This window comes from Micromonospora sp. DT53, from assembly GCF_049841535.1.
Taxonomy (GTDB): domain Bacteria; phylum Actinomycetota; class Actinomycetes; order Mycobacteriales; family Micromonosporaceae; genus Micromonospora.
This window is the reverse complement of record NZ_JBNCKM010000008.1, coordinates 197,996-213,700: the sequence shown is the minus strand read 5'-3', so window position 1 is coordinate 213,700 and position 15,705 is coordinate 197,996. Positions and strand designations below refer to the sequence as shown.

Annotated in this window: 17 protein-coding genes; 9 read left to right on the top strand and 8 right to left on the bottom strand. The window is 71.2% G+C overall.

The annotated features are described in order from the left end of the window. Window positions 1-140: 140 nt before the first annotated feature. Window positions 141-1,085, bottom strand: coding sequence for a methionyl-tRNA formyltransferase (locus tag ACLQ3B_RS24650; RefSeq protein ID WP_425783072.1), 945 nt, complete (start codon window positions 1,083-1,085; stop codon window positions 141-143). 126 nt (window positions 1,086-1,211) lie between these two features. On the opposite strand from ACLQ3B_RS24650, the gene ACLQ3B_RS24645 reads away from it, so the two are divergent. Continuing rightward, the gene (locus tag ACLQ3B_RS24645; RefSeq protein WP_425783071.1) at window positions 1,212-2,561 is read left to right on the top strand and encodes a lysine N(6)-hydroxylase/L-ornithine N(5)-oxygenase family protein; all 1,350 of its coding nucleotides are present in this window, start codon (window positions 1,212-1,214) and stop codon (window positions 2,559-2,561) included. A gap of 42 nt (window positions 2,562-2,603) precedes the next feature. Here ACLQ3B_RS24645 and ACLQ3B_RS24640 read toward each other — a convergent pair whose 3' ends face one another. The 5 genes from ACLQ3B_RS24640 to ACLQ3B_RS24620 all read right to left on the bottom strand — a co-directional run bounded on the left by ACLQ3B_RS24640 (window position 2,604) and on the right by ACLQ3B_RS24620 (window position 7,105). Further along, a complete protein-coding gene (locus ACLQ3B_RS24640) occupies window positions 2,604-3,515 on the bottom strand; it encodes a GNAT family N-acetyltransferase (RefSeq protein WP_425783070.1) in 912 nt (303 codons plus the stop codon). A gap of 114 nt (window positions 3,516-3,629) precedes the next feature. After that, window positions 3,630-4,970 carry a carbohydrate-binding protein gene (locus ACLQ3B_RS24635; RefSeq protein ID WP_425783069.1) on the bottom strand — a complete coding sequence of 447 codons (1,341 nt, stop codon included), beginning with the start codon at window positions 4,968-4,970 and terminating at the stop codon, window positions 3,630-3,632. Window positions 4,971-5,095: 125 nt separating this feature from the next. After that, the gene (locus ACLQ3B_RS24630) at window positions 5,096-6,193 is read right to left on the bottom strand and encodes an alpha/beta hydrolase family protein (protein WP_425783068.1); all 1,098 of its coding nucleotides are present in this window, start codon (window positions 6,191-6,193) and stop codon (window positions 5,096-5,098) included. Beyond that, complete coding sequence (locus ACLQ3B_RS24625) at window positions 6,190-6,543, bottom strand: hypothetical protein (RefSeq protein WP_425783067.1); 354 nt, start codon at window positions 6,541-6,543, stop codon at window positions 6,190-6,192. The genes ACLQ3B_RS24630 and ACLQ3B_RS24625 overlap by 4 nt, the downstream gene beginning before the upstream one ends. 97 nt (window positions 6,544-6,640) lie before the next feature. Beyond that, complete coding sequence (locus ACLQ3B_RS24620) at window positions 6,641-7,105, bottom strand: TetR/AcrR family transcriptional regulator (RefSeq protein WP_425783066.1); 465 nt, start codon at window positions 7,103-7,105, stop codon at window positions 6,641-6,643. A gap of 227 nt (window positions 7,106-7,332) precedes the next feature. On the opposite strand from ACLQ3B_RS24620, the gene ACLQ3B_RS24615 reads away from it, so the two are divergent. Further along, on the top strand, window positions 7,333-8,757 hold the full coding sequence (locus tag ACLQ3B_RS24615; RefSeq protein ID WP_425783179.1) for a class I adenylate-forming enzyme family protein: 1,425 nt from the start codon (window positions 7,333-7,335) through the stop codon (window positions 8,755-8,757). A 49-nt stretch (window positions 8,758-8,806) separates the two neighbouring features. Here the strand turns inward: ACLQ3B_RS24615 and ACLQ3B_RS24610 are convergent, their stop codons facing one another. Then, window positions 8,807-9,439 carry a 4'-phosphopantetheinyl transferase family protein gene (locus ACLQ3B_RS24610; protein WP_425783065.1) on the bottom strand — a complete coding sequence of 211 codons (633 nt, stop codon included), beginning with the start codon at window positions 9,437-9,439 and terminating at the stop codon, window positions 8,807-8,809. 15 nt (window positions 9,440-9,454) lie between these two features. Here ACLQ3B_RS24610 and ACLQ3B_RS24605 point away from each other — a divergent pair, with 15 nt between their 5' ends. From ACLQ3B_RS24605 to ACLQ3B_RS24575, 7 genes are read left to right on the top strand one after another with little or no spacing between them, the layout of a single operon-like run. Further along, on the top strand, window positions 9,455-9,742 hold the full coding sequence (locus ACLQ3B_RS24605; RefSeq protein ID WP_425783064.1) for an acyl carrier protein: 288 nt from the start codon (window positions 9,455-9,457) through the stop codon (window positions 9,740-9,742). Window positions 9,743-9,744: 2 nt separating this feature from the next. Continuing rightward, a complete protein-coding gene (locus ACLQ3B_RS24600) occupies window positions 9,745-9,987 on the top strand; it encodes a phosphopantetheine-binding protein (RefSeq protein ID WP_425783063.1) in 243 nt (80 codons plus the stop codon). After that, on the top strand, window positions 9,984-11,099 hold the full coding sequence (locus tag ACLQ3B_RS24595) for a beta-ketoacyl synthase N-terminal-like domain-containing protein (protein WP_425783062.1): 1,116 nt from the start codon (window positions 9,984-9,986) through the stop codon (window positions 11,097-11,099). Before ACLQ3B_RS24600 ends, ACLQ3B_RS24595 begins: the two co-directional genes overlap by 4 nt. Next, window positions 11,096-11,653 carry a beta-ketoacyl synthase chain length factor gene (locus ACLQ3B_RS24590; RefSeq protein WP_425783061.1) on the top strand — a complete coding sequence of 186 codons (558 nt, stop codon included), beginning with the start codon at window positions 11,096-11,098 and terminating at the stop codon, window positions 11,651-11,653. Before ACLQ3B_RS24595 ends, ACLQ3B_RS24590 begins: the two co-directional genes overlap by 4 nt. Window position 11,654: 1 nt before the next feature. Next, window positions 11,655-12,959, top strand: a complete 1,305-nt coding sequence (locus ACLQ3B_RS24585) for a beta-ketoacyl-[acyl-carrier-protein] synthase family protein (RefSeq protein WP_425783060.1) — start codon at window positions 11,655-11,657, stop codon at window positions 12,957-12,959. A gap of 10 nt (window positions 12,960-12,969) precedes the next feature. Next, the gene (locus ACLQ3B_RS24580) at window positions 12,970-13,899 is read left to right on the top strand and encodes a phytanoyl-CoA dioxygenase family protein (protein ID WP_425783059.1); all 930 of its coding nucleotides are present in this window, start codon (window positions 12,970-12,972) and stop codon (window positions 13,897-13,899) included. Further along, window positions 13,896-14,930: a phosphatase PAP2 family protein gene (locus tag ACLQ3B_RS24575; RefSeq protein WP_425783058.1), complete on the top strand. Its 1,035-nt coding sequence runs from the start codon at window positions 13,896-13,898 to the stop codon at window positions 14,928-14,930. The genes ACLQ3B_RS24580 and ACLQ3B_RS24575 overlap by 4 nt, the downstream gene beginning before the upstream one ends. On the opposite strand, the gene ACLQ3B_RS24570 is transcribed toward ACLQ3B_RS24575, so the two are convergent. Further along, window positions 14,851-15,648 carry a thioesterase II family protein gene (locus ACLQ3B_RS24570; protein ID WP_425783057.1) on the bottom strand — a complete coding sequence of 266 codons (798 nt, stop codon included), beginning with the start codon at window positions 15,646-15,648 and terminating at the stop codon, window positions 14,851-14,853. The genes ACLQ3B_RS24575 and ACLQ3B_RS24570 overlap by 80 nt on opposite strands. Between the last annotated feature and the right edge of the window lie 57 nt (window positions 15,649-15,705).

The following is a 15,705-nucleotide window of genomic DNA, read 5'->3' as shown; positions in this document are numbered from 1 at the left end:
ACAGTCGCTCCTGAGGGACGGGGCGGTGGACGTCGATAAGGTAAGGCTGGCCTAAACGCGTGGATTCGAGGCGCGAAGGATCCGGGGCTCGGCCCGTCGGGCGCGAGCCCCGGAGGCCCGAACGAATCAGCGCCCGTGCGTCACGGGTGGCTGGTGAGGTAGCCGCCCATGGTGCGGAAATACTCGGTCGCGGTCAGCTCGCTGCCGTCGTCCAGGCGGACCCGCTCGATCGCGAGGCCGGGGCTCTTGCCGCGGCGGGCCTCGGCGCCAGCCACGATGACGACGGCGTCACCCTCGCGGATGAAGATGCGGCCCGGCGTACCGCCGTAGTTGCCCTTCGAGACGGACGCGGCGACGATGCGCAGTCGTCGGCCCTGGTGGAACGCGTACGCGTTCGGATACGGGTCGGACTGCGCCCGGATCAGCCGGTCCAGTTCCTCCGCCGACCAGGTCCAGTCGATGCGGTTGTCCTCATCGGACCGCTTGTGGAAGAAGCTGGCCTTCGAGCGGTCCTGCGGCGTCCAATCGGTCTTGCCGGAGGCGATCAGTGCGAGACCGTCGACGGTGATCGGCCCGAACAGCTCAAGCGTCTTGTGGAAGAGGTCGGTAGTCGTGTCCCGTGCGCCGACCGGGACCGACCGCTGCAACACGACGTTCCCGGCGTCCAGCTCCGCATCCATCATGTGCGCGGTCACCCCGACCTCCTTCTCGCCGTTGATCAGAGCCCAGATCAACGGCGAGAAGCCCGCGTACGCGGGAAGCAACGAGTCGTGCACGTTGAGCGTGCCCCGCCGGGGCAGCTCGAAGATCTGCGGTGGGATCCAGGTGCGCCAGTTGGTCGCCACGATGACGTCGGGATCGGCCTTCTCCAGCGGGACCAGCAGATCGTCGTCGGGCCGGTCGCGGACCTCGATCGGGATGCCGTGGGCCTCCGCGAGGTCGGCCACCGAGTCGCTCCAGATCCGCTCGTACGCGTGGTCGCTCGGCGGATGCGTGACCACGAGAGCCACCTCGTGCTCCGAGTCCAGCAGCGCTTGCAGGGTGCGATGCCCCCACGTCTGGTACCCGAACATGACTACCCGCACGGTTCCTCCTGGCCCATCCAACTCAGCAAAAGTTAGGTTAGTCTAACCTAGCTTCGCGCCGTCCCCGGGGGCGGCTCGTTCACGTGCAGGGTGTCGACCCGCTCGACCTGACGATGAGGACTGCCGATGTCACAGGCCGCTCCGTACGGCGCAATTCCGGTCATCGACCTGCTGGGAATCGGCTTCGGTCCGTCCAATCTGGCCTTGGCGGTCGCCGTTCACGAGCACAACAACGGCGACGGCGCGACCGACCCGGTCACCGCCGTGTTCCTGGAGCGCCAGGCCCGCTTCGGCTGGCACCGCGGCATGCTGCTGTCGGACGCGACCATGCAGGTGTCCTTCCTCAAGGACCTGGTCACGCTGCGTAACCCCACCAGTGAGTTCAGCTTCCTGTGCTACCTGCAGGACCAGGGGCGACTCATCGACTTCGTCAACCACAAGAGCTTCTTCCCGCTGCGCGTCGAGTTTCACGACTACCTCGAGTGGGCCGCGGCCAAGGTCGGCGACATGGTGCACTACGGCCAGGACGTCACTAAGGTCGTCCCGGTGCTCCGCGACGGCGTCGTCGAGGCGTTCGACGTGCTGGTGTGCCACAGCGGCGGCGCCAGCTCGTACCGCGCTCGCAATCTCGTCATCGCGACCGGGCTGCAACCGCAGACCCCGGCCGGTGTGCAGATCTCCGACCAGATCTGGCACAGCCGCGACCTCTTGACCAACATCGACCGGCTCGACGGCACCGACCCGTCCCGGGTCGTCGTGGTGGGCGCCGGCCAGAGTGCCGCCGAGGTCACCGCGTTCCTGCACGAGCGGTTCCCGAGCACCGAGGTCTGCGGCGTGTTCTCCCGGTACGGCTACAGCCCGGCCGACGACAGCTCCTTCGCCAACCGCATCTTCGACCCGGCCGCCGTGGACGACTACTTCACCGCGCCGTCGGAGGTCAAGACGATGCTGATGAACTACCACCGCAACACGAACTACGCGGTCGTCGACGCCGACCTCATCGAGGAACTCTATCGGCGCTCCTACCGGGAGAAGGTGAACGGCGTCCAGCGGCTGCGCCTGCTGAACATGTCCCGTCTGACCGGAGCCCGTCAGCACGGCGGCAGGGTGGCGGTCACCGTCGAGACGTTGACCACCGGCGAGGTGTCAGTCCTCGACGCCGACGTCCTGATCTGCGCCACGGGCTATCAGCCGGTCGATCCGTTCCCGCTGCTCGACGACGCCGCCCGGTATTACCACCGCGACGAATTCGGCCGGCCCGTGGTGCAGCGCGACTACCGCATCCGGGCGGACGCGTCCGTGTCGGCAAACGTCTACCTGCAGGGGGGCACCGAACACTCGCACGGCATCACCGCCTCCCTGCTGTCCAACGCGGCCGTACGCGCCGGCGAGATCCTCGGCTCCATCGTCGGCCACCTCACCGATGCGCGCCCGATGGCCACCCGCGTCGCGGTGAGCGCAGGCGTTCCGGACTGACGGCCCAGTCCCCGGTGGACCGGGGGCTGGTGCCCACTGGCGTCAGCGGACGATGACGAGGTCGGCCATGTCGACGACCGGGCGGTAGCCGAGGGCGGCGTAGATCCTGTTCGAGGTCGGGTTGGCCTGATCGGTGAACAGGCAGACCCGCGCACCCTCCGCCTGGATTCGCCGGGAGACCTCGGCGACCGCGTTGCTGGCCCAACCACGCCCGCGCTGGGCCGGCGGCGTGTACACCGGGCCCACGCGGGCCACCCCGAACGACGGGGGGTTGGCGCCGGTGAGGTGCACGGGCTGTCCTGCCTCGTCGACCCAGAACCACATCCGTCCGGCGTGGAGCCGGCGCCGTATCTCCGCGTGGTCGGGCACTTCGTGCGCCCTCGCGCCGCGCGGGCGGCCCGCCTGTTCGTCGGCGTCGCCCACGAACGCGGCGAACCACTCCGTGACCAGGCCCACGTCGGCCTCGCTCGCGGCCACCAGACCGCCAGGGACAGGTCGCGGCCACACCAGCTCGCCGAGTTCGTGCAGCCGGGTGTGCTGGCCGACCTGGACCTGCCCCCCGCCGAGCCGGGTCAGTTCGGCGGCGCACAGCTCAACGGCGGGCAGAGCGCCGTTGACCGCGAGGACCTCCTCCTCGCGCTCGTGCAACACGTGGGCCAGCGCGACGGCCGCCTCGTCGGGCATGGGCAGCAGGAACGGCGGGTAGGGGGCATACGGTGCGGTACGCATCCCGGCACCGACCACGGCGCCGGAGTCGTCGCTGACCACCAGCCACCAGTTGCGGTCGGGCTGCGAGATGCCCTCGGCCTGCTGCGACAACACCCGGTGCGCGATGGTGGTCACCACCGTGCTGACGACGGGATTGGCGCTCAGGTAGTCACCCGCAGCGGCCAGGAACTCGCTCGCATCGGTGTAGAACCGCAGCCGCAGGCCGGCCATCGGAACAATGCTCATCTGCGTACGCTAGCCACCGCCAACCACGTCGACACCTCAATTTCGTACGACGAGAACCCGCAAGCCGTGAGCCAGCGGGCCTCGACGTCGTTGACGGCCCGGCGTCGTCACCCGTCAGCGGCCCTGCAGCCGCTTCACGTTGTCGCCGAAGGTCCACCCCTTCGACCCGTCCCAGTTCGCCGACCAGGTCATCAGGCCCTTGAGGCCGGGCACCGAGTTCCAGGCCTGCGTGACCAACGACGTCGACAGGTAGCCGCCGCCCGCACCGTTCTGCGCCGGCAGGCCCGGGACCTGCTTGTCGTACGGCACGCGGATGGTGGTGCCCTGAATGGTGAGGCCGTTGTTCAGGCACTGCGTCTGCACCGTGAAGCCCTGCACGGTGCCCGCCGGGTACGAGTCGCCGGCGCAGCCGTACATGCTGCCGTTGTAGTACTGCATGTTCAGCCACCAGAGCCGGCCGTTGTCCGCGTACTTCTTGATGATCGGCAGGTAGGAGCCCCAGATCGAGCCGTAGACCACACTGCCGCCGGTGACGTAGGCCGTCTCCGGCGCCATGGTCAGGCCGAAGTTCGACGGCATCCGGGCCAGCACACCGTCGATGATCCGGATCAGGTTGGCCTGCGACGTCGACAGGGTGTTGATGTTGCCGCTGCCGGTCAGGCCGGTCTCGATGTCGATGTCGATGCCGTCGAAGTGGTAGGCCGTCAGGATCGGCACGATCGTCGCGATGAACCGGTCCGCGACAGCGGTGGAGCTCAGGTCGATGCCCGCGGCGGCTCCGCCGATCGACATCAGGATGGTGGCGCCGGCCGCTTTGGCCTGGCACATCTCGGCGGGGGTGGCCACCGTCACGCCAGCGTCCATGCCGTTCTCCCAGAGGACCGTGCCGTCCGAACGGATCACCGGGAACGCCGCGTTGATCACGTTGTAGCCGTGCTGGTTGAGCCGGCTGTCGGTGATCGGGATCCAGCCGAGGCCGGGGTGTACGCCGTTGGAGGCGCCGTCCCAGTTCTCCCAGTAGCCCTGCAACACCTTGCCGGTGGGCCGCGACTTCACCGCGCAGGTTCCACCGGTCGGCGGCGGCGTGGTGGGGGGAGGTGTGGTCGGTGGCGGCGTGGTGGGCGGTGTGGTCGTCGGTGGTGGGGTGGTGGGCGGCGGGGTGCTCCCCGAGCACGCGCCCAGGTCACGCCAGAGCGACGGGGTCGCGGCGGGGTTCCAGCCGGCGCCGGGGTGCGCGGTGTGGGTGACAAGTGCCTGGTAGAGCCGGCCGCTGTAGGTGACCTGGGCGCCCGCCTGGTAGGTGGTGCCCTCGGCCCAGCCCGGGGCGGTGCAGGCGACCATCGGGGCGGCGTCGGTCGAGGACACGGCCGCCATGCTGCTGGGGACGAAGGCGACGGCGGCCGCGACTGTCATCGCCGCCCCGGCTACCACTGCGAAAATCCGACGGCTCCTCATGGCTCACTCCCCAGGCTTCGGCGACCCGTGACCTCCACATATTGACGTTCGTGAAGTTTAATATCAAGGGTTGTTTACAGATCCCGGGAAGTTGGGGGAGTGGGCGGGTGGACCGCAGGCTTCGTCTAGCTGGCGCCGCACCTCATGAATCGACGCAGTGCGTCGAGTGTCGCCGGGGCGAGCACGTCCGGATTTGCGGGGTCGGTCAGATCGTGGGCCACGCCGGGTAGCACGACTCTGCCAGGCCCGCTGGTGTGCGCCCGCTCCAGCGCCACCGTCAGCGGCGTGGTCGTGTGGCACGGGACCTGCTGGTCGATGGTGCCGCAGGTGAGCAAGGCAGGGGTCCGAGGTGGGAGCTGGTGTGCGACCGAGGCAGGGTTGATGGCGTCGATGGTTTCCACGTAGCGCCGGCTGGGGCCACCGAGGGCCCGGAAGAGTTCGGCGAGCGCGGGCGGCATGGCGCTGGTGTCGGGCGGGCGGTGCGCCCGGAGGTCGGCAACGGCCTCGTCGACAGCGCGCCCGATGGTGCCCTGCTCCTCCGGGCTCAGCTGACCGGCGGCGACGGCGGCGGCGACCTGGTCGTGCAGTTGCTGGGCGAGCACGTCGAGGAACCGTCTCGCCAGGGGTTGCAACAGCCCGACTCCGGCCGCGCGAGGTGCGGCGGTGACCGCGACCCGCAGGGCCGTCAGTGCGCCTTCGCTGTGTCCGATCAGGCGTACCGCTCGTCTGTTGACCTCGGGCTGGTCGGCGAGTAGGCGATACGCGGCATCGGCTTGGCGGACGAAGGCGGGATAGTCGATCGCCTCGGGCCTTCCGGCGTAGGCGCCCAGGCCGGTCCGGCCCGTGCCGTACTTGTCGAAGCGCAGGCTGACGACTCCGTCGCCCGCCAGCGCGCCGGCGAGCTTGGCCAGGGTGTGCGGGGTGAGCGCGGGCGGCTGATCACCGTTGCGGTCGGTGGGACCGCTGCCGGGCAGCAACAACACGGCAGACATCTTCTGCCCCCTGCGATGGGCGGGGATGTGCAGGGTGCCGTACGTGATGGTTCCGTCCACCGTGAAGGTGACTTCACGGTCTGTGGCCGGCGTGGCCGGCGTGGCCGGCATGGCCTGCACGGCGGTGGCGGGAAGGGCTCCCGCGGCGATGCTTCCGACCACGACGGTGCCGACCGCGACCGTCCGTGCGATCCGGCGGGCGCTGCGCGGCATCCGGGCGAGCGAGATCATCGCGGGGCCGCCTGCTCGATCAGGGCGACCGTGGCGGCTGGGTCGGCGACCTCGACGACCAGGCGGGCGTAGTGCTCGTCGGCGAGTTCGATGACGACGGCGCGGGCACCGTCGCGGATGTTCCAGAAGACGCGCTCACCGTCCTGGTGGAAGGTGCCCGCCGTGATCACGCCGGGCAGGCTCGTGCCCGGTGCCCGCAGGCCCTTGGGTTCGGCGGCGATACCCGGGTCGGCGGTGGCGCCGCGGACGTTGGCCAACGGGATCACCATGCGGTTCTTGAGCGACCACAACCTGTCCATACCTTCGATCTGCACGACGAGATCGTCGCCGTCGATGAGGACATTGGCCATGACAACTGTCCTTTCGTCAGCCCGGCGGCAACCGGCTGCGGGGCATGGTGGGGCACCGGCGCGATCAGCGCCGGTCGGGGTGGTCGGTGGGGGAGGGCTACCAAGGGCCGGCCGATGCCATCGCGGCCCGGACCCGCAGCCGTTCGCCCAGCAGCGCGTCCAGGGTGGTCGAGCGAGGGTCGTCGGCGGGGGCCGTCGGCGCCCGTTGCAGCGCCTGATCAAGCGTCTGCCACGCCTTGGCCACGAGGGCGGCCACCTCGACGTCGTTGGGGGCACGCTCGACCGCGGCCAGCAACAGTAGATCGAGCGCGGGGCTGTCGGCGACGTCGGCGCCGGCGGCGAGCTGCTCGGTCAGCGACGGTAGCCGGTGTTCGAGGTGCCACCGCAGGGCGGCGAGATACAGACCTCGCTTGCTGCCGAAGGTCTTGTAGAGACTGTTGCGGTGCACCCCGAGCTGCTGGACGAGGTCGTCGACGGACACCCCGTCGTAGGCCCGGCCGGCGAACAGCTCCGCCGCCGCGGCCGTCACGGCTTGTTCGTCGAAACCCCTCGGGCGTCCCATGTCGAGAACCCTAATGATTGAGGAACGACCAGTCAAGAACAATCGTTCCTAATCCCGAGACTCCACGGGCGCCGTGCGATGCCTGTCGGGCGGCTTGACGGTAGGGGTCGCGCCGATATAATTCATCAAACCGGGATGTCACCAGATGAGGAAAGCCCTTCGTTCGGCACGAGCACACCAGTCGAGCCGGCCCGCCGTTCGAGCAGCGTGGAGGCTACGTGTCCACTATAGATTCGTCGCTGACGTCCGGGAGGCACGGTTTGCCCGCGCACGGCACCGATTGGGTCGACGACGTCCTGCTGGCCGGGCCGGGCAGCGAAACCTGCCTCGTCCTCGGCGCACCGGTCACCAGGGCGCAGCTGCGCGCCGAGGTGACCACCCGGCAGGCCCGGCTCACCGACGCCGGCCTGCGTCCGGGCGGCGCAATAGCGCTGCGACTGCCCTCCTCGCTCGCGTACGTGGCCAACCTTCTCGCCGCCTGGCGGATCGGCGCCCAAGTGACGCTGCTGGACCACCGACTGTCGCGCGGCGAGGTCGAGCGGGCGCTCGAACGCGTCGGCGCGCAGTTCCTCGTGCAACCCGCCGCGGCGGTGGTCGCTCCACTGCGCGGCTTCGTCACCGTCGACGAGACGGTCGTCGCACTCCCGGCCGGTCGGCCGGCGCCCACGTCGCACGTGCTCATCCAGCTGAGTTCCGGGTCCACCGGTCCGTCGAAGGTCATCGGCCGCACCGCCGACGACCTCGTCGCCGAGATCGAGCGCTACACACGCATCGACGGGGTGCCTCGGCCCGGCGAGCGGCTCGTGCTGCTCGCGTCGATGGCGCACGTGCTCGGCCTGGTCGGCGGCCTGCTCTACGCGCTGCACGCCCGTGTCCGGCTCACGCTGCCCGAGCGGATGACCGTGGGCGGGGTGCTGGGCGCCATCACTGCCGAATCGACGCCGACCACGGTGATCGGTGTGCCGGTCCACCTCGAGATGCTGATGGCCGGTCGCCCCGACGGGCCGCTGCCGCAGTTCGTGCGGATGACCACGGCGGGCGAGCTGGTCCGGCCCGGGGTCAGGGAGCGTTTCGCGACCTGCTACGACACCGTGTTGGCCAACATGTACGGGATGACCGAGGTCGGCGTCATCGCCACCGACCTGCTCGGCGTGCACCGGCCCGCGGTCTCCCCGGCGCCGGGGATCGAGGTACGGGTCGTCGACGGTGAGCTTCAGGTGCGCCGGCCCGTCACACCGTACGTGGGGCTCTTCGACGAGAGTCGCTGGTCCGACGGCTGGCTACGCACCCGGGACGCGGCCTCGCTCGACCCCGGGACGGGCCTGGTAACGATCCGCGGTCGCCTCGACTCGCAGGTCTCCATCGGGGGCCTCAAGGTCGACCTGACCGAGGTCGAACAAGCCATCCTCGACCTGCCCGGCGTCACCGAGGTGGTGGTGACGTTCGACGGCGGTGCCATCGAGGCCTACACGGCCGTGGAGAAGCCGTGGACCGGGCCGGAGCTCGACGCCGCGCTGGAGGACGTGCTGGCCCCGTACAAGCGACCGCTGCGGTGGCAACTCCTGGAGCGCCTGCCGCGTACGTCCAGCGGCAAGGTGGTGCGCGACGTGGCGGTGCTGCGCCGTGCGTCGGCCGGGCCGACGCCGTCATGATGCCCCGACGCCTGGCGCGTGCGGCGCGGCTGCCGATCGGCCCCGGCCGTCACTGCGCGGTCGCCTCCCGGGGGTCGGTGACCAGTCGGATGCCGTCGGTGGTGTCGTCGTGGAGCAGCCCGTCCTGCCCGGCCACCGCCAGCACCAGGCCCCCGGAGAGCACACCGCAGGCCACGCCGGCCCCGCTGCCGGGCACGGGGCGTATCGGCAGCGACCCCAGCGGGTCCGGCCAGACGGGCGGCAGCACCAGCGGCTGCCGCAGACCGCCGCCGCGCAGGCCGGTGCCGCGTGCCTTGCCGATGGCCTCCTTCTGCGTCCACAGCCACAGGAACGCGCTGGTGTGCAGCGCCGCCGGCCGATCGGTCAGCCAGTCGGCGTCGGCCGCCGTCATCCAGCGCCGGGCCAACGCCACACCCGGCAGCGCGCGTTCACGCTCGATGTCCACACCGACCGCCGTGATCGCAGACACGGCCACCGCGACCACGCCGCGTCCGTGGCTGATGCTCGCGTGCAGCCCTCGCGCCGCGCCGGTGAGCCGCGGCCGGCCGGTCTGGTCCCGTGCCACGCCCACCTCGTCTGCCGGCACGCCGAGCACGTCGGCGGCGGTGTCGACCAGATATCCCGACGCCCGACCCCTGGGGTCGCCGGTGACCACCGCAATCCGCACCACGACCCATTCCATGGGAGGAGTCAAGCAATGTCAGATGAGGTTCGCCAGTCCATCATCGATGCGCTGGCCCAGATGAACTACGACGTCGACGACGTCAACGGGACCACAGTGCTCGGCCCCGCCGGGCTCGACCTGGAGTCACTAGCCGTCGCCGAACTCGCCGTCCGGGTGGAGGACACGTTCGGCGTCAAGTTCACCGACGAGGAGTTGGAGAAGCTGGCCGACCTGACGCTCGATCGGTTCGCCGCCGAGGTGGCCGGGCGTGCGGAGCCGGCGTTGAGCGCACCTGCCGCGCCGGCTCCTGCGGCGGAATGACGGTGGGCGGCAGCGATCGCCGCGACGAGATCCTGTCGATCCTCGCCGACGTGGGCTACCAGACGGTCGACGCCTCGCGCGAGCGCATCGACTCGCTGGAGCTCGCCCGGCTGGTTCACGAGATAGAGCGGCGCTACGGCCTCGACCTGGACCTGGACGACGACGAGCTGGCGGCCATGTCCACGGTGTCCGGTGCGGCGGAGATCCTCGACCGCCTCACCCTGACGGCGGCGGAGCCGGAGTGACCCACGCACCTGTTCTGGTCACCGGGCTGGGCCTGCTGACGGCCCACGGCCGCGGCCCCGCGCGGCTGCTGGCGGCGGTGTTGGCCGGGGAGCCCGCGTTCGGCGAGGTTCGCCGTTTCGACCCGGGCCGCAGCCGGGTGCGGGCGGCGGCGACGCTGGCCGACGCGGGCGACCTGACCGCCGAGATGGTGGCCGTGGTGGCGGACGCCTGCGACGACGCCGGGTTGGCGCACCGCCGCGCGGAGTGCCAGTTGTTCTTCGCCACCGGTACGGGCACCACGGTGGTCCGTTCCGGCGGGCAGGGCAACGGGCCGGCCGAGCTGGCGGCCGCCGTGGCCCGACGGTCCGGCCTGTCCGGTGTCGCACGGGTCTACACGTCGGCGTGCGTGGCCGGCAGCACCGCGCTGGCCGAGGCGGCCTCGATGATTGCTCGGGGTCGATGCGAACGTGCCGTGGTCGCCGGGGGCTTCCTCGTCGACGCCGACCACCAGGCCCTGTTCGACGCTGGTCGGGCGCTGGCCGACGACGGCGCCGTGCGGCCGTTCAGCAAGGACCGGCGGGGAATGCTGCTGGGCGACGGGATCGTCGCCGTGGTGCTCGAGTCGGAGGCCGGCGCCCGGGGGCGGGGCGATCGGGTGCGGTCCCGGCTGGCCGGCTGGGCTCGGGCCGGCGACGCGTACCACGTCTGCCAGCCCGACCCGGGCGGCGCCGGGCTGGCGTCGGCCATCCGGGCCGCCCTGGCCCGGGCCGGGGTGACGCCGGCGGAGCTGGCCTACGTCAACGCCAACGGCACCGGCACGGCGCGCGCCGACGCCGCCGAGAGCAGCGCGCTGCGCGTCGGCCTCGGCGCCGTGGCGGGATCGGTCGCGGTGAGCTCGACCAAGTCCGTTCACGGGCACGCCCTGGAGGCGTCCGGCCTGCTGGAGTTCGCGGTCACCGCACTCGCCCTCGACGCCGGACAGCTGCCGGTCAACGCCGGCTTCCGGGCGGAGGATCCGCACTGCCCGGTACGGGTGGTCCGCGAGCCCAGCCCGATGGTGGGCCGGTACGCCCTGAGCTGCAACCTCGCCTTCGGCGGTGCGAACACCGCGCTGGTGCTGGGGGCGGTGTGACCGGCCTCGACACCGCCCACGGTGCGCTTCACGAGCTGGCCCGCGCGGCGTGGCCCGAGCCCGGCGACACCGGCCTACCGCCCCCGATCCGCGGCTTCGTCGCCTCGCCGTTCGCCCCGCTCGTCGCGGCCGTCGCCGGCCGCTGCCTGCAGCGGCGCACCGGAGTCGGGCCCGCCGGGCAGACCGCTGTCGTGTTGGTCAGCGCGTACGCCGACCAGGCGACGGCGGCGGCCGTCGTCGCCGAGGTGGACGGTGGCCGCCGGGTGTCGCCGATGTACTTCTTCCAATCCGTGCCGAATTCGGTCCTCGGCCACGTCGCCACCGAATGGGCATTGACCGGACCGGTCGTGTGCCTCAGCCCGGCCGGCGACCCGGTCGGCGAAGGCCGGGCGGTGGCCGAGGGCCTGTTCGCCGACGGGGACGCGGCCGAGGCGCTGGTGATCATCGTCGAGCACGGCGCCGACCCGGCCAAGCCCTCCGGCGCCACCGCCGTGCTGCTGAAGCCGGACCACCAGACGACCAGGCCGCCGACCGGCGGCGGACAGGGCGGTTGACATGACCGGATCGACCAGAGTCTCGGCCACCATCACCGGCATCGGGTTGGTGACGCCCGTCGGGCGGGGCGTGGCGGACTTCTTCGGGGCGATCTGCACCGGACGCTCCGGGCTGGTGCGCCCACCCGACGGGCACGGCGCGGCCGGTGCCACGGAGGCGGTCGGGATCGCCCCGGACATCGACCCCACCACCGTGCTGCCGCGTAACGAGGTGCTGGGCGCCGACCGATTCCTGATCATGGCATTGGCCGCCGCCGACGACGCGATGCGCGACGCGGCGCTGGAGGTCGGCCGCGACGTCGACCCGCTGCGGATCGCCGTGGTCGTCTCCAGCGGAGCGGGCGGCCTCACCACGTATGAGGCGCAGGCCAAGGCCCGGGAGGAGCGCGGCCGCACCGCTGTCAGCGCGTACCTCTATCCAGGCTTCCTCCCCAACATGGCGGCCGCCCGTATCGCCATCAGGTACGGCATTCAGGGCTACAGCTCCTGCATCGCCACTGCCTGCGCGGCCGGCGCGCACGCGGTGGCGGAGGCGCTGCGGCTCATTCGGGCCGGGGACGCGGACGTGGTCGTGTGCGGCGGTGCCGAGTCACCACTCGGGCCGACAGGCACCGCCGGGTTCGCCAATGCCCGGGCGCTGGCCACCGGCTGGCCCGACCCGACGCAGGCGAGCCGCCCGTTCGACAGGCGACGCAACGGCTTCGTGCTCGGCGAGGGCGCCGGGATCATGATCGTCGAGCGCGCCGGACACGCGGACGCGCGGGGGGTGGCCGGCTACGCCGACATCATCGGGTGGGGAGCTACCACCGACGCCTTCCACCCCACGTCGCCGCGGGCGGACGGCGCCGGTGCCGCGCAGAGCATGCGCCGGGCGGTCGCCGACGCCGGCGTCGAGGCCACCGACGTCGGTTACATCAACGCCCATGGCACGAGCACCAAACGGGGCGACGTGGCCGAGACCCGGGCCGTCCACACCGCATTCGGTGCGCACGCCCCCGCGGTCAGCTCCACCAAGGGCGTGACCGGCCACCTGCTGGGTGGCGCCGGAGCCGTGGAAGCGGCAGCCACCGCCCTGACGATGACGTACGGGCTGCTGCCGCCGACCCACAACCTCGACGAGCCGGACCCGGCCTGCGACCTCGACCACGTGCGCGGTCCCGCGCGCCCCGCTCGGCCCCGCGCGGCCCTGTCCAACTCCTTCGCGTTCGGCGGACACAACGTCAGCCTGATGTTCGGCCCGCCGTCCACGGCCCGGGCCCGGGAGGCGGACGCGGCGCCGGCCGTCACCACAACGGATCAACGATGAGAGGCGCGCGATGACAACGACGGAATTCACGCTGACCGACGCGGAACGGGCCGTGTTACCCACCGACGAAGATGTGCGGTCGTACGCCGAGCGGGGCTGGTACCTCAGCCAGAAGCTTCTCACCGACGACGAGGTCGACACGCTCGCCGAGGCCAGCGAACGGTTCTACGCGGGTCACCGCGACCGGCGGCTGCCCAGCCGGCCGGCGAAGCTGGCCTACTGGGAGCCGGAGCACGGCGACGTGCAGCGGCACAACGACTACGTGCACTACGAGAGCGACGAGATCGCCGCGATCCTGCGTAAGCCGATCATCGGCGCGGTCGCGGCGCGGCTGGCCGAAGCGGCCGAGATCCGGGTGTTCCAGAGCACGCTCATCCTCAAGCCGCCGAGCCCCGGCGAGCCGAGCAACATCGTGCCCTGGCACTTCGACCGCCACTACTGGCAGACCTGCACCTCCGAGCGGATGCTCACGGCCTTCATCCCGATGCACGAGTGCACCGAGGAGATGGGCACCATCACGATGGTCGACGGCAGCCACGTCTGGAAGGAGATCGGCGGGGACGACAAGACGACGAAGCACTTCGCCGAACGTAATCGTTCCGAGCTGGAGGACCTGCTCGTCCGCAATGCGGAGTACAACGGCGCGCAGGTGCACAAGATCCCCATGCACATCCCCAAGGGGCACATGAGCTTCCACCACTGCCGCACGTACCACGGCAGCGGGGCCAACCGCAGCCCACGTCCCCGGCGCGCCATCTCGTTGCACCTGCAGGACGGCGACAACCGGTACCGGCAGTTCCACCGCTCGGACGGTGAACTCGTCGTCTACAACCACGATTCCCTGGTGCGCCGTGACGACGCGGGTCTGGCCGACTACAGCGATCCGCAGTTCTGCCCGGTGCTGTGGCAGTCCCCAACCGCCCCGGACGAGACGGCATGACGACCGGCACGCCCCGGCTCGCGGCGGTTGCGCGGGACCGGGGCGACAGCCGGCGCGACCCGTTGCTGTGGCCAGAGGAGTGCCTGTTCGCGGTGGCCCTCACGCTCGTCGCCGGGCTGGCCGTGGCCACCGGCGCGTTCTCGTGGGCGCTGGCTGGCGCGTTGGCCGTGGTGGTCGCCGGGCTCCTGGCCGCGTTCACGCTGTCGCGCCGCCGACGTACACAGTCGTTGGGGTCGGCGGCGCTCGACCGGCCGGCGAGGACGGGCGGCCCGGCGGGACTGGCCGGGCTCGTCGGCGGGGCGGCCAGGACGGCGGTGCCGTTCCTGGCCTGCGTGGTGATCTACACGAGCCTGCGCACCATCACCCCGCAGCTCGACCTTCCGCTCGTCGATCCGGCGCTGATCGAGTTCGACCGGGCCGTGTTCGGCGGTGATGTCAGCCGTTGGGTCAACGACGCCCTCGGCTCACCCGCACTGACGCTGTTCATGGTGATCTGCTACCTGAGCTACGGCGTGTCCCAGGGGGCGTACGCCCTGACCACGTACCTGCGGGGCCGGGTGCGGGAGTATCACGACTTCGCGCTCGCCATATCCATCACCGCGGTCGTCGGCTACTCCGGCTACGTGTTGGTGCCGGGGGTCGGTCCGCACATCTACCAGACCGACACGTACGCCGACCCGCTCCCTGGGCAGGAGGGGTCGATCGGCGGCGCGCTGGACGCCATCACCGCGGTCCAAGGCCCGGCGCGGGATCTCTTTCCCAGCCTGCACACCGCCATGACCGTGGTGTTGATGGTGTACCTGTGGCGCGACGCCCGCCGGCTGTTCTGGTGGTATCTGCCGATCGGCCTGGGACTGCTGCTGTCCACGCTGTACCTGCGTAAGCACTACGCCGTCGACCTGCTGGCCGGGATAGCGCTCGCGGTGCTGGCGGTGGTGGTGTCCGGACGGGTCAACCGCTGGTGGTACCGGTCTCGGGTCGACGACCCGGCCGAAGCAGCTCGGTCATTCGCGCCGTCAGCGTCGCGATGACCTGCGGATGGTCGAGAAGGAAGTGTCCGGCGTCGACAACTGTGAGGTCGAAGCGGTCGGCCGTCTCCTGCTGCCAGGTCAGCGAGCCCGCGGCGTCGGCCATCCGGTCGTGGCGGCCCACCACGGCGGCGATCGGGCATGGCAACGCCGGCCGGGGCGGGCGGGCGTAGGTCTCTGCCAGCCGCAGGTCGGTGCGCAGCACAGGCAGGGCGAGCCGCATCAACGCCGGTTCGGCGAGGATTTCGGCCGGGGTGCCGCCGAGGCGCCGCAACGACTCGATGAGCCGGTCGTCGTCCAGCGCGTGCAGGGGGCGGTGCGCGAGACCGGCGGCGGGTCCGTTGCGTCCCGCGACGATCAGCAGCGCCGGGCCCGGGCCGGTGCGTGGCAGCGTCGCCGCCACCTCGTACGCCAAGAGGGCGCCGAAGCTGTGCCCGGCCAGCGCGTACGGACCGGACACCCGGCCACGCAGCGTTTCGCACGCCGCGGCCACGATCCGGGGCCAGTCGTCGATCGCCGGCTCCTGCCGGCGGGTGCCGTGCCCGGGCAGGTCCACCGGCTCGACCGTCACTCCGGTCGGAAGCCAGCGCCTCCACCTGGTGAAATGCGATGCCGACCCACCGGCGGCCGGGAAGCCGAAGACCGTCAGCGACGGCAGCCCGCTCTGGCCGTTGTGCAGGGCGCTAACCCCAGTCGAGGCGTGATCTATCAGCATTGACATCTCGCTTCTCGTCCGATGTACTTCAACATACAGGGAAATCATCAGGCGGGGAATCGC